This window comes from Sphingobacterium sp. UBA5639 (assembly GCF_002421245.1).
GTDB classification, from domain to species: Bacteria; Bacteroidota; Bacteroidia; order Sphingobacteriales; family Sphingobacteriaceae; genus Sphingobacterium; species Sphingobacterium multivorum.
On sequence record NZ_DIJR01000037.1, the window covers coordinates 339,393 to 352,002 of the forward strand.

Consider the following 12,610-nt stretch of genomic DNA (forward strand, 5'->3'; position numbering starts at 1 on the left):
GCAATAAATAGTTCAATGACGCAAGAGGAATTAATAAGAGAGTTAAGTAAGCCTGAAGTAATTTATACCGCTATGGGTATTGTTGCCATACGTATTATCGTATGGCTTCTATTTGCAAATACAATTCGAAAGACATTAAAATTGGTCGCCAAAGAAAATAGATTAATGACGCCCAACCAATCGTGGTTAGCTGCAATTCCGCTGGTTAATATTTATTGGAATTTTCAGGTTGCTTCGCGTCTAAGGGATTCTTTGATCAATGAATTTTATGATCGAAAAATAGCTGTGGAGGAAAACCCTACGTTTAGGAAAGGATCACTATATGCGTGGATTTACCTGGCGACAAATATTCCGCTCCCACTTTCTATTTCTGGTGTACTGATCATTATGCATTTTGTGACATTGGCTAATTATTGGTTTGAAATTAACGCGAATAGAAGAATTTTAGAGGAACATAATAAATTTAGAGAAAAGGAGGTAATTGTAGACCATGAAAATTAAAGAAGTCATTGACTATTTGGAGCAATTGGCTCCTTTAGATTTGCAAGAGTCTTATGATAATGCTGGCCTTATTGTGGGCGACGCCAATAGAGAGATTACAAAGGTGCTCATTTCGTTGGACTGCACAGAAGATGTTGTAAAAGAAGCCATTGATAAAGGGTGTAATTTAATTATTTCGCACCATCCCATTGTATTTAGGGGGCTAAAAAAATTTAATGGGAAAAATTATGTGGAGCGTACGGTTATTAAAGCAATTGAACATAAAGTTGCATTATATGCCATTCATACAAATCTAGATAATGTTACCGGTGGAGTGAATACGAAAATTGCCGATAAATTGGGATTAGAAAATCAGGCTATACTGGAATCTAAAACAAATGTATTGCGAAAAATGGTCTTTTTTGTACCTAGGAGTCATGTTGAAGATGTCCGACAGGCATTGTTTGATGCGGGCGCAGGTAAAATCGGAAAACACTATGATCAATGTAGTTTTAATGCGGCGGGTTATGGTAGTTTTAGACCTTTAGAGGGGGCCGATCCTACCCTTGGGGAGATTGGTGTTCAAGAGCGTGTTGAGGAAACACGAATTGAGGTTATCTACCTGAAATCTATTGAAAGAAAGTTACTTTTGGCACTCTATGAAGCTCATCCTTATGAGGAAGTAGCTTATGATTTGTTTGATATTCAAAATACGGCTGCTGAAATCGGTGCAGGAATGATTGGAAATTTGGCTGAACCAATGGCTGAATTGGAATTTTTAGCTTATCTTAAGGACAAACTGAGGTTGAATGTCATTCGTCATACAGCCTTATTAGATAAAAAAGTTAGTCGTGTAGCGGTCTGTGGTGGCTCGGGGGGATTTTTACTCGGTGCAGCCAAACGTTCTGGTGCTGATTTTTTTGTTACAGCAGACTATAAATATCATGAATTTTTTGATGCTGAAGGTGAAATCGTGATTGCAGATACGGGACATTTTGAGAGCGAACAATTTACGCAAGAATTATTGTACGACATTATTACGAAAAAATTTCCTAACTTTGCAACCTTAACAACAGAAATAGATACAAATCCTATAAAATACTACATTTAGAATAACGGTTTTTATATATATTTATGGGGGCTTAAAGCATATTTAAGCCCCCTTTTTGTTTTAAAAAAGTGCTAGTTGATGTAATTTTTGACGTAATATTATTTTAAAAATGAATCCCCTTTCGGAAAACGTAAAATACAGATTTTCAGAACCAAAGCTTGGAAAATTGAATTCCAGTAATAAATGGTTTGTTTTCTTTTATTATTACATTGGTGATTTAAGAAAGGAAATAAGATATTCATCTGGTTTTAATAAGCGCTATTATATTGATTATTCAGGCTTAGGGGCCAAAGAAATTAAGAGAAGGACAACTGAAAGATTAAATCTTGTTAATGAATGTATTGCTTATTTTAAAACTTGTATTGAAGAAAGGGTATTTGTCCCCGAAAGTAAGGCTTTTAGTGTGCCCAATAATGAAAAGAAGCTAGTTGATTTTCTTAATAATTTCATAAAATTCAAAGAGAAAGAAAAGATCAGTAGCGCTTCAATCGTACAATATACATCAAAAATTAATGCCTTTAAGAAGTTTTTGGAATCAAGTGGTATTTCAGATATCCGAATAGGTGATCTCAATAAGCAATTATATATCGATTATTTTCAATCTTTAAAGGATAAAAAGCCCAAAGCCAATTGGTACAATGATATTTTGACTCTACATAGGATGTTTTTTAAATGGCTAATTGAAATTGAAGAAATTGAAATAAAAAATCTTGTAAAGGTTATAAAGCCTATTCAAAAGGATGATATAGTGAAGCATAAAGCTATCCCATCTTCTTTGATAAAAGAAAGCTTTCAGCAGATTGCAGATTATGGCAGTGAGATTTTAAGTGTGTTCACGCAATTTATATTTTATTCGTTGCATAGACCAAATACCCTTACACAATTACAATTCAAAGATTTTGATTTGAAAGCAGGTGTAATAAATATTCCAGCATCAAAGATAAAGACCAAAAGAGCCGTCGTTGTAAAATTGCATCCTAGAATTGCTTCCTTGATTATGAACTTTAAGGATAATAATATGGTGAATGAAGATAGTTATCTGTTTGGTTTTGAGTATATTAATAGTGTTAGAGGACACAAAAAGGAATATAGGTTATTTGCTGATAATCAAAGTGAAACTATGGATTACATTCAGAAGTTTAAGCATTTTAATGAAAAGCAAATTGCAAAAGCATATAAAAAAGATGATTCTCTTATTCAGATTTTTAAATATGGCGAGAATACATTATATGGTTATAAGCATACCGGGGTTGTTTATCTCAGAGAGAAAAAATGGTCATTGGAGCAGATTATCCAATTGACAGGTCATAAAGATACCGAAATAGCAAAATGGTATGGTAGGGATTATAAGCCCTTGTTGCCGGAGTTTGTTGATTTATAATAAGTTATTTAAAAAATTCAAAGCGTCAGATCCGTTTTTTTTAACGGATATAAAAAACGATTTTTAAAAAAAGCGGGTAGTTATCTTGATAAAGAGAGCTATATAATATCTGTAAGATTAAATCAGAATAAAATGATTTATAAGCTTTTAAAAAATCACAAAATTATAAACATTAAGCACAATAATGATTATGTAACGACATTATCCACTGATGAAGCAAAGGTTGTATTAACAAAACGTGTTAAAACCAATGTTGTAAAAGTGCAAACAAGAAATTTGAAATGTGGAGCAAAACCTAAATATCTGAATGAAGATGAAAGGAAAAAAGCAAAGCAAGACATAAATCATCGGTATTATGAAAGAAAGGTTGAACAATATAAGAAGGATATTGATAAATCTATAGGAATGATGTCAAATAATGATTGTAGACATACATTTGCTAGTTTTCTTCTTGATAAGTGTGATTTTAATTTCTTTCAAACATTGACATTTGATCCATCATTCAGATTGAATAACAAAGAAAGTGTATATAGTTTAAATGACTATAATGATTTCATTCAACAAGATTATGTTGGACGTCAAAGAAATATTAGCCTTATCCAATTGCAGCAATATGTGAAAAACTTCATTAATTCATTGTCAAGAAATGGCAAAAAAGTATATTCAAATTATGTTGTTGCATATGAGCGAAATAGCAGCCAAATGTGGCACGCTCATATTGCTTTTAATATAATAGACCAGGATATTAAAAACGTTCATATATACCTTAAAAATAAGTGGAAATTAGGAATAAGCAAGGTGCTTAAAATCAAGAAGGGAAAAGAGGGTGTAGCGAAGGTATTAAATTATATCACGAAGGATATTGATTTCCATGAAAGAAATTTAATCCAGTGGGATGTGAAATTTGAGAATATAGGTTAAAGTAATAGTAACATACTAATTTATACAAATTTTTCATGCTCAATTTGAAAGGATTGAAATAAGGCAGTTCCAAATATTCTTGATCTGAAGCTATGTCCCAAATCATTTTCATATCTTAGATTGAAACTCATGCCATGATATGCTAAAAGTTCTTTCATAAATTCAGATTGATTATTTATTTTCTCTTGAGTGGCAATTACCTCTTGTTTTAATCTGTATTTGATTGAGAATGAAGATCCTTTATCAACTCTAGGGAAAAGTATTTTATAAAATTCTCCGAAATCAATTAATTCATATTTTTCCATTTTTGAGCCTTCGATATAGATGTTAACAGCGTCGTTATTAGAGACCTCAATATTTATATAAGTTATATTGTTCTCGGTTTGTATGCTACTAATTCTTAATTGTGGCCTATGAGAGTTTATGTGTTCTTTCCTCTGAAGTGATAATTGCTTATTTACTAAAATTAGGTTATAAATTAAAAATGGTATACCTATGAAAGCTGCCAAAGCTTGAATCCACGTAGGTAAAACTTCGGTCCAAAAATTTTGAGGAAGGTCCATGCACATATGTTTTAATGATATTTAATAGTTTAATAATCATTCAAGTTATGAATAATTATCTAATTTGGTGATTTCAATGTGTTTTTTCTGTGATAAAGTTATAATTCCTAGTCATTTATAAATGTATATAATACTCTTGCCGAACACTTCTTCCATTCTGTATTGCAGGTCTAAATTCGGTAGTTTTCAAATATTCAATACATTTTTCACCAATATTTCCCGAGGAAGTTTTTAATATTTTAAAGTTGCTCAATTTTCCAGTTTTTTCAACAATAAAGTAGATAGATAATAGTTGGGGTGTGCCCTGATTTTTGGGTGTAGAATATATTATTTTAGATAGTGTGGCTTTTAAGCTTTTTATTCCTTCTTTTGGTTCTGCCGGAATTTCAGCCGAATTAACGAGAAATGTATCTTTATCTATCACATTATCAATAGACAGTGTTTTGTTTCTCGCAATTATAGGTATTTTCGGCTTTGAGACCTTATTATCGACAGAATATTTGTTGTAACCATTTTCAATATTTGATTCATACATGTTTCCTTTGAAGTATTTGTAAACAGATGGATGAATTTCTTTTGCCCCCTCTTCAGGTATTGTTGAATAGATGATTCCATTTTTTATATATCCCTTGATAATAAAATTGGAATGATGTTCTCTTTTGGCATCTGCGTTATTTGGATGAGGGGTGTTTTTAATAGAAATTTGTTCTCCAGATATTGTGATGTCTAGATTCCATCCTTCTAAACCATCTGTAAATATTTTTCTCCCTTGAAATGTTGTCAATTGATTTGGACATATCAGGGGTTTATTATTGTCTTTTCTCCCAATCGTTAAGGTAATTAAGTTCTCATTTTGTTTTTGAATCATAGAGATAACACAGTTCATCCGAAGGTTTTCGAAAGAAAGCATAGCTGTATTGAAGTGCTCTGATTTGAGACTATTCCCAAATTTTGAAAACCCAAGTGATTTTAATTCTGTTATTATGGAATTATAATTTTCTTGGTTAAGATCTTCTGACCAATTAAGCACATTTATACGATCATTGTTAGAAGTATAGGTTAATTCGAATAGTGGATTGTCCAATTTTTTATAAGTGTGGAATTTGTCCATTTCTGTTCCGGTATATTGATAACCATCGGATTGCATAGCGCTTTCAATAAATTGTGGGTTGCTTATCAATAATCCAATAGCATCCTTGATTTGATAATTAATCTGCGAAAATGCAATTAGTGTGCTACTAAAATAGATAAATAGCAATGTTAAACATCTCATAGTAAAATAGATTTTAATTTGATGGAGTAAATGTACTAAATAATATAAAACACTTATATATTTATAAGTGATCAAAAGTTAGTTTTTGCTTTTATTGGTTGCTCAATGAGCGATCAGAAAAATAAGTCAGAAATAGAACTATACGTGATTCGTAAAGTTAAATTTATGCGTGAGGAAAGAGGTATTTCCCAGGCTCAATTGGCTTATTTATTAGATTTATCCATTGGGTTTATTGGTCATGTTGAAAGCCCTAAATATCCAGCAAAGTATAATCTTAATCATTTAAATAAATTGGCAAAGATTTTTGAATGTTCTCCAAAGGATTTTTTGCCAGAGACATATTTTATATAAGTGTGTGCGAAAAGGGGGTTATTTTTAGAAATAGAGCTTTTGTCTAGATAAACATGTCTTTGTTGTTTATTTAGCGTTTTTAAAAGAATTGCTCTATATTAAAAGTATATATATGATTGGGATATATGTTGTTATGGAAGTTCGACAATAATATTATATGATATGTATATTTTAAGTACCACTGTTGGTTTTTACTTCGAGATAGTACATGATCTTCGTATAGAAAATTCAAATGCTTTATATGTTTTAGAAAGGTTAAAGCATTTTGAGAAGATACATTTAGATTATAAGGATGATTTTACTCCATTTAGGGGAGTACATTATAATACCATCCTTGAAATGGTTCGCAAGGCAATCCAAAAAATCGAGAGGTCGCATCAAAATTATATTGAACAAGGATATGTAATAACCGAAGAGATAAAGCAATATGATATAGATAGCCTAATTGATAGTGATTCCTCTTCTATAGATAATAAAGCGTTGATTGTGATTAAAGAACATATTCAGGAAGGGGTGATTAAAGGGATAACATCCATTTTTAATCCTGATAAGACACAAAAGAAAAATAAGGATGCTTATCATATCGAAATGGAAAAGAAGAATTTGAAAAAATTATTCAAAAAATAATGTTATCTTTGCCCATTGCATTGGGAGCAAAGTTATTTAGTTGTTTAGGCGTTGATGTAACTTTTGATGTAATTTAATTTTTGATATTCTTTTATATCATTGTAAATTAAGGTCTTATAAAATATTATATAAAATACTACAGTTGATGGAACAAACCGTAGAACAAAAATTGAAAGCATTATGGCTGTTACAAGCCGTACATACTAAAATAGACAAAATTCGCCAAGTTCGTGGTGAATTGCCTATGGAAGTTGCAGATCTTGAAGATGAGATTGCGGGCTTAGAGACTCGTATTGAGAAGATCAGAATAGACTTAGACGATTTAGAAGATTCGATCGTTAAGCGTAAAAACATGATTAAGGATGCCCAAGCTGCTATCAAAAAATATGAGTCGCAGCTGAATGAGGTAAAGAATAATCGTGAGTACGACGCTATTTCGAAAGAAATAGAAATCCAAGGTCTTGAGATTCAGGTTTGCGAGAAACGAATCAAAGAAGCAGAATTTGAGATTCGTAACAAAACAGAAAACTACGATACTACTGTAGGAAATCTTGAGTATAGCAAAAGCGAACTTGAGGGAAAAAAGAAAGAATTGGAAACAATTACTTCTGAAACTCAAAAAGAAGAAGATGCATTGTTAGCAAAAGCTGCTGAGGCTGAAGCGAATATCGAAGAACGTTTGGTAAAGGTATACTACCGTTTGCGTAACTCGTTTAAAAACGGACTTGCTGTTGTTTCGATCGATCGTGATAGCTGTTCAGGATGTCATAATAAGATTCCTGCTCAAATGCAATCAGAAATACGTCAACGTAAGAAAATCATCATTTGTGAACACTGTGGTCGCGTTTTGGTTGATGAAGGAATTGTGTTAGAAATCGAACAAGAATACGGTTTCTAATCCTCAATAGATAAACGAAGGTCCTGCTGGAAAGCAGGACTTTTTTTTTGTCATATTTTTTATGCAACTTTGTTGATATACTAACTAGGTCCGCTTACAAAAGTGTAGTTTTGTGTGTGGTAAATTTAACCTTTAAACGTTTATGAATAAAACTCATTTCAAGTTATTTGCTGCCTTTTTGCTCGGTACATCCTTTCTGCAAACAAAAGCGCAAGAAACCCTATTGCTTCGAAATCCAAGTATTAGCGCCAACAATATTGCTTTTGTCTATGGTGGAGATATTTGGATTGCCGAAAAAAACGGAGCTAATCCGAGACGCCTTACAACAAATCCTGGAGTGGAACAGAATCCAATGTTTTCTCCAGATGGCAAGAAAGTTGCATTCACAGGAAATTATGACGGAAATACAGACGTATATGTAATCCCTGTAACGGGTGGTGAGCCCAAACGGATCACTTATCACCCTTCTTCGGATGTATTGCGGGGATGGCTCAATAATGATGAAGTATATTATACGACATCTCGTGATTTCACCTATGCTTTAAGTCCACGATTATACAGTTCCAATATTCAAATGTCAGGAATGGACAAGGCGCTTATTATGCCTGAAGCGACTCAGGGAAGCCCTTCTGCTGATGGTCGTTACTGGGCTTATATCAAAAACACTGACCCTACTGAAAGAGATCGAGTTGCCTTTAAACGCTACCGGGGTGGTGGTATGCCGACAATTTGGATCTTCGATACGAAAACCAAAGAAATAGAAGCTATTCCGCAGGTTAAAAGTAATGATGTTAAACCATTATGGTTGGGAAATAAGATCTACTTCCTTTCCGATCGTGATAAAATTGTTAACATCTATAGTTATGATACCAAATCCAAAAAGGTAGAAAAGCTAACGGATTTTAAAGATTACGATGTGCGTTCACTGAATGGAAATGGGACTGAGTTGATCTTTGAATATGCTGGCGTATTAAATACGCTAAATCTGGGCGATAATAAAGTCACTCCTTTGCATATTACGGTGAATACAGATGTAATGTACAAAAGACCGTATTATAAAGACATTAAGGATGATATACGTTATGCTACCCTATCGCCAACAGGGCAACGGGCATTATTAGAGGCGCGGGGAGAGATATTTACGGTACCTAAGGAGAAAGGTGAAGCCCGAAATTTATCTAATTCTCCGGGTTCTCATGAGCGTTTTCCGGATTGGTCTCCAAATGGAAAATGGATTTCTTATATTTCAGACAAAAATGGATCTTATCAGTTGGTGCTGATGGATCAATTTGGAAAAGATAAACCCCTGTACTTTAACTTAGGAGAAACGAACTTCTATTTCGAACCAACATGGTCACCGGATTCCAAGAAGTTGTTTTACAATGATTCACATCTTAATCTGTTTTATATTGATATCGCTTCAAAGGCCATTGTTAAAGTTGCAGACGATAAATTGAGCGGTCAAACTGGCCGTGTATCCAATCATTTCCAACCAAGCTGGTCTCCTGATTCAAAATGGATATCTTTTATACGTACATTGGAAAATGGGGTACCCGCTGTGTTTATGTATAACTTGGATACAAAGAAAACTCAGCAAATTACGGATGGTATGAGCTCTGCGCGTAGTACAGCTTTTTCTCAGGATGGTAAATATCTATTTTTTACAGCGAGTACAAATACAGGGTTGACAAATTCTGGCTTACATATGTCCGCGGTGCAGCGTAATGTTGATTATGCCGTATATGGCTTTATTTTATCAAGCAAAACGCCATCATTCTTTAAGAATGATAGTGATGAGGAACAAATCCGTGAGGATAAGGTGGATAAAAAGGAAGAAGGAGATGGTGATAAAAAAGATCGTGTAAAAGAAAACGATAAAAAATCACCTAAAAAGGATAAAAAGGAAGAGGCAGTGGCAAGTAAGCCCATTGATAAATCTATTCAAGTTGACTTCGATCGTATAGAAAACAGAATAGTTGCCCTCCCTTTACCTGCTGGACCTTATTGGAATTTGAATGGTTTAGTACCAAATCAATTGACTTACCAACGTGGGGGAACAATCGGAGCATATGATTTTAAGGATCTCGAAAACAAAACCTTAGTGGAAAATGCCCGTAGTTTTGTTATTAGCGCCGATGGTAAGAAGATGTTATATCAAACGGGAAATGGATTCAATATTGTAACAGCTGGGCAAAAAGTAGCCTCTCCTACTGCTGGCGAAGTTAAGCTAGGCGGAATTCAGCAATTGGTGGATCCCGCTGCCGAATGGAAACAGGTATTCAATGAAGTTTGGTCAATGCAAAAAGACTATTTTTATGTTGAAAACATGCATGGTGCTGACTGGAAAGCGATGAAAACCAAATATGAAAAATTCCTGCCTTTTGTAAACCATCGTTCTGATCTTGGTTATTTATTGAATGAAATGATGGGAGAAATGGTCGTGGGACACAATTATATCTATCCTGGAGATCAACCTTCCACGCCGTCGGTTTCAGTTGGTGTGTTGGGAGCAGATTATGAGTTAAAGAATGGTTACTATCAGATTGCTAAATTGTTTACGCGTCTTGAATGGAATCCATCGTTCAAAGCCCCATTGGCTGAACCGGGATTAAACATCAAAGAAGGAGACTATATTGTTGCTGTTAATGGTGCTGAATTGACTGAAGATAAGGATATCTATAGTTTATTTGACAATACTGTTGGTAAACAAGTTACGTTGAAGGTCAATTCAAAACCTTCATTGGTCGGCGCTCGTGAAGTAATCGTTAAACCGATCTCGTTTAGCGACGAGATGAATTTGCGGAGCATGGAATGGGTTGAAAGGAACCGTAAGAAAGTAAATGAATTGAGTAATGGGCAAATAGCTTATGTTTACATGCCAAATACCGGTGCTGAAGGTTATACCTATTTCAATCGTTATTATTTCGCTCAGATGGATAAAAAGGCTCTTCTGATGGATGAAAGAAACAATGGTGGTGGCTGGGTGGCCGATTATGTCATTGATCTTTTGTCCCGTGAACTGATTGCTGGTTGGGGAATTCGTGATGGAAAAGGATTTACTACACCAGGAAATGGTATTTATGGACCTAAAGCCATGATCATTAATGAAAATGCAGGTTCAGGTGGCGATATGATGCCTTATATGTTCCGTTTTAAAGGGCTGGGTAAATTGGTTGGTCGTACGACAATGGGGATTTTGGTTGGCATAAGTGGCTATCCTCCTTTATTGGATGGCGGCCGTATTACTTCGCCAAACTTCGGTGTATATGACCTCAAAGGAAATTGGATTATTGAAAATGAAGGTGTGGCTCCTGATGTATTTATCGAACAATTGCCTAAAGATCTTTTGGAGGGTCGTGATCCTCAACTTGAAAGAACGGTGAAGATATTGTTGGAAGAAATGAAAACGTATCCTTACAAAAATTTACAAAAACCAGCCGATCCTATTCGGGTGAATTAAAAGAGTATAAATCTAAGGGCTTTGAAGAGATTCAAAGCCCTTTTTTGATCATATAGTTTGTATGTAACTGCATCCATATCCGAGATGATTGAATATATCTCGTGTAGTTTTTATCGTAATTAGATCATATCATTCGTTTTCATTAGGCCAATACAAATCAGATGCTAAAATTTGATTGGACATGACAATTTTAATAAATCTTGCTTTTATTGTTATCTTTAACTGATATTTACTAGATATGTTTCCTGAAAAAACACCCCATCCGTTTCAATCTTTATTACGTTTGATCTTAATGGTTATTGGTTTTTCCATTCTTTCGCAGATTATTGCCATTCTGATTATTGCAAGTTATTATTCATTTACAGGGCAGGTCTTCTCCTTGGAGTCTATATTGAATGGATCTGCCAATGATATGCGATTTATGTTGTTAATGAGTAGCTTGGGATCTTTTGTTGTGCCAGCTTATCTGATGAATACACGCGAAGGATATGGTAAAGCCTATTTTAAATTGAAAAATTGGCCTAGCGGAATGCAATTTGGCTATATATTTTTAGCAATGCTTTCTTTTATGCCTTTGATGAGTCTGATCGGTCATTGGAATGAATCCTTACAATTGCCCGATAATATGCAATCTTTGCAGCGTTGGATGGAGCGTAGTGAAAAGGAATCGGCCGATTTAATCAAGGTTATTATTATGGAGTCGAGTGTATCCGGCTTTTTGTATAATATTGTTATACTGGCTTTGATTCCGGCCATAGGTGAAGAATTGTTGTTCCGCGGTGTTTTGCAAAAAATAATGGGAAGATGGTTGAGCAATCAGCATGTGGTTATATGGCTTGTTGCCATTATTTTCAGTGCGATACATCTGCAATTTTTTGGTTTTGTTCCCCGCATGTTATTGGGCGCTTTTTTTGGCTATCTTTATGTATGGAGCAAGAACATCGTACTGCCCATTTTTGGACACTTTGTCAACAATGCCGGAGCCACAATCGGGGCATTTTATTACGTAAGAGAGGGTAAGAGTTATGATGAATTCAATGCATTTGAATTGCAATCTTGGTGGATATATCTTGTAGGCTTCATTTTTACTCTTATTTTTGTATTCTTATTTTATAGATCAACGCAAAAAGAAAATAATGGAGAACGATTGGAAAAAAATTAAAACATATACAAATGCGATTCAGGCCGAGATAGTCAAGCAAATGCTGGAAGAAAATGGTATTCCTACTGTCGCAATGAATAAACAAGATTCTTCTTATTTATTTGGGAAAATTGAACTCTATGTCAGTGAAGGATCTATTGATCTGGCCGAAACATTAATTGAGGAAGCAGAAAGAGGGCTTTAAGAGATGAAAACAAGAGCAATAACGGGAGTAATCTTTGTGGCTGTCATGATAGCTGCCACTCTTTTGGGCGCTTATGTCTATTCCATTTTTTTTACACTGCTCAGTACATGGTGTCTTTATGAATTCTATGGAATAGTTTCATCCGAAGAACGCGCCCCAAATAAGTGGATAGGCATAACACTGGCCTTACTCTTATTTG

12 protein-coding genes and 1 pseudogene are annotated in these 12,610 nt (G+C 34.3%); 11 read left to right on the forward strand and 2 right to left on the reverse strand.

The features are described 5' to 3' along the window. The first annotated feature begins 15 nt into the window (after nucleotides 1–15). From B4Z90_RS24950 to B4Z90_RS24965, 4 genes are all read left to right on the forward strand, one after another. Nucleotides 16–501, forward strand: a complete 486-nt coding sequence (locus tag B4Z90_RS24950; RefSeq protein ID WP_201639951.1) for a hypothetical protein — start codon at nucleotides 16–18, stop codon at nucleotides 499–501. Next, the gene (locus tag B4Z90_RS24955) at nucleotides 491–1,591 is read left to right on the forward strand and encodes a Nif3-like dinuclear metal center hexameric protein (RefSeq protein WP_286803617.1); all 1,101 of its coding nucleotides are present in this window, start codon (nucleotides 491–493) and stop codon (nucleotides 1,589–1,591) included. The genes B4Z90_RS24950 and B4Z90_RS24955 overlap by 11 nt, the downstream gene beginning before the upstream one ends. A 109-nt stretch (nucleotides 1,592–1,700) precedes the next feature. After that, the gene (locus B4Z90_RS24960) at nucleotides 1,701–2,972 is read left to right on the forward strand and encodes a tyrosine-type recombinase/integrase (RefSeq protein ID WP_286803618.1); all 1,272 of its coding nucleotides are present in this window, start codon (nucleotides 1,701–1,703) and stop codon (nucleotides 2,970–2,972) included. Nucleotides 2,973–3,104: 132 nt separating this feature from the next. Continuing rightward, nucleotides 3,105–3,893, forward strand: a complete 789-nt coding sequence (locus tag B4Z90_RS24965) for a rolling circle replication-associated protein (RefSeq protein WP_286803619.1) — start codon at nucleotides 3,105–3,107, stop codon at nucleotides 3,891–3,893. 20 nt (nucleotides 3,894–3,913) lie between these two features. Here the strand turns inward: B4Z90_RS24965 and B4Z90_RS24970 are convergent, their stop codons facing one another. Then, the gene (locus B4Z90_RS24970; protein WP_286803620.1) at nucleotides 3,914–4,456 is read right to left on the reverse strand and encodes a hypothetical protein; all 543 of its coding nucleotides are present in this window, start codon (nucleotides 4,454–4,456) and stop codon (nucleotides 3,914–3,916) included. A 115-nt stretch (nucleotides 4,457–4,571) separates the two neighbouring features. Next, on the reverse strand, nucleotides 4,572–5,729 hold the full coding sequence (locus B4Z90_RS24975; RefSeq protein ID WP_286803621.1) for an energy transducer TonB: 1,158 nt from the start codon (nucleotides 5,727–5,729) through the stop codon (nucleotides 4,572–4,574). Nucleotides 5,730–5,834: 105 nt separating this feature from the next. On the opposite strand from B4Z90_RS24975, the gene B4Z90_RS24980 reads away from it, so the two are divergent. From B4Z90_RS24980 to B4Z90_RS25010, 7 genes and pseudogenes are all read left to right on the forward strand, one after another. Beyond that, nucleotides 5,835–6,080, forward strand: coding sequence for a helix-turn-helix domain-containing protein (locus B4Z90_RS24980; protein ID WP_286803622.1), 246 nt, complete (start codon nucleotides 5,835–5,837; stop codon nucleotides 6,078–6,080). A 162-nt stretch (nucleotides 6,081–6,242) separates the two neighbouring features. Further along, nucleotides 6,243–6,707 (forward strand): hypothetical protein, encoded by a 465-nt coding sequence (locus tag B4Z90_RS24985; RefSeq protein ID WP_286803623.1) that lies wholly within the window; start codon nucleotides 6,243–6,245, stop codon nucleotides 6,705–6,707. 145 nt (nucleotides 6,708–6,852) lie between these two features. After that, entirely contained in the window at nucleotides 6,853–7,605 is a 753-nt protein-coding gene (locus tag B4Z90_RS24990; RefSeq protein WP_070562689.1) for a zinc ribbon domain-containing protein, read from the forward strand. 142 nt (nucleotides 7,606–7,747) lie between these two features. Beyond that, nucleotides 7,748–11,065: a S41 family peptidase gene (locus B4Z90_RS24995; protein WP_286777416.1), complete on the forward strand. Its 3,318-nt coding sequence runs from the start codon at nucleotides 7,748–7,750 to the stop codon at nucleotides 11,063–11,065. 238 nt (nucleotides 11,066–11,303) lie between these two features. Beyond that, nucleotides 11,304–12,227 (forward strand): CPBP family intramembrane glutamic endopeptidase, encoded by a 924-nt coding sequence (locus tag B4Z90_RS25000; RefSeq protein ID WP_070562694.1) that lies wholly within the window; start codon nucleotides 11,304–11,306, stop codon nucleotides 12,225–12,227. Beyond that, nucleotides 12,202–12,411, forward strand: coding sequence for a DUF2007 domain-containing protein (locus tag B4Z90_RS25005; protein WP_070562697.1), 210 nt, complete (start codon nucleotides 12,202–12,204; stop codon nucleotides 12,409–12,411). Before B4Z90_RS25000 ends, B4Z90_RS25005 begins: the two co-directional genes overlap by 26 nt. 3 nt (nucleotides 12,412–12,414) lie before the next feature. Continuing rightward, nucleotides 12,415–12,610, forward strand: a pseudogene (locus tag B4Z90_RS25010) (phosphatidate cytidylyltransferase); the annotation flags it as partial.

Excerpts from the sequence above, each read along its gene's own strand:
- B4Z90_RS24980 (WP_286803622.1), top strand. The coding sequence starts at position 5,835 with ATGAGCGATCAGAAAAATAAGTCAGAAATAGAACTATACGTGATTCGT.
- B4Z90_RS24995 (WP_286777416.1), top strand. The coding sequence starts at position 7,748 with ATGAATAAAACTCATTTCAAGTTATTTGCTGCCTTTTTGCTCGGTACA.
- B4Z90_RS24950 (WP_201639951.1), top strand. The coding sequence starts at position 16 with ATGACGCAAGAGGAATTAATAAGAGAGTTAAGTAAGCCTGAAGTAATT.
- B4Z90_RS24955 (WP_286803617.1), top strand. The coding sequence starts at position 491 with ATGAAAATTAAAGAAGTCATTGACTATTTGGAGCAATTGGCTCCTTTA.
- B4Z90_RS25005 (WP_070562697.1), top strand. The coding sequence starts at position 12,202 with ATGGAGAACGATTGGAAAAAAATTAAAACATATACAAATGCGATTCAG.
- B4Z90_RS25000 (WP_070562694.1), top strand. The coding sequence starts at position 11,304 with ATGTTTCCTGAAAAAACACCCCATCCGTTTCAATCTTTATTACGTTTG.
- B4Z90_RS24970 (WP_286803620.1), bottom strand. The coding sequence starts at position 4,456 with ATGGACCTTCCTCAAAATTTTTGGACCGAAGTTTTACCTACGTGGATT.
- B4Z90_RS24960 (WP_286803618.1), top strand. The coding sequence starts at position 1,701 with ATGAATCCCCTTTCGGAAAACGTAAAATACAGATTTTCAGAACCAAAG.
- B4Z90_RS24985 (WP_286803623.1), top strand. The coding sequence starts at position 6,243 with ATGTATATTTTAAGTACCACTGTTGGTTTTTACTTCGAGATAGTACAT.
- B4Z90_RS24990 (WP_070562689.1), top strand. The coding sequence starts at position 6,853 with ATGGAACAAACCGTAGAACAAAAATTGAAAGCATTATGGCTGTTACAA.
- B4Z90_RS24975 (WP_286803621.1), bottom strand. The coding sequence starts at position 5,729 with ATGAGATGTTTAACATTGCTATTTATCTATTTTAGTAGCACACTAATT.
- B4Z90_RS24965 (WP_286803619.1), top strand. The coding sequence starts at position 3,105 with ATGATTTATAAGCTTTTAAAAAATCACAAAATTATAAACATTAAGCAC.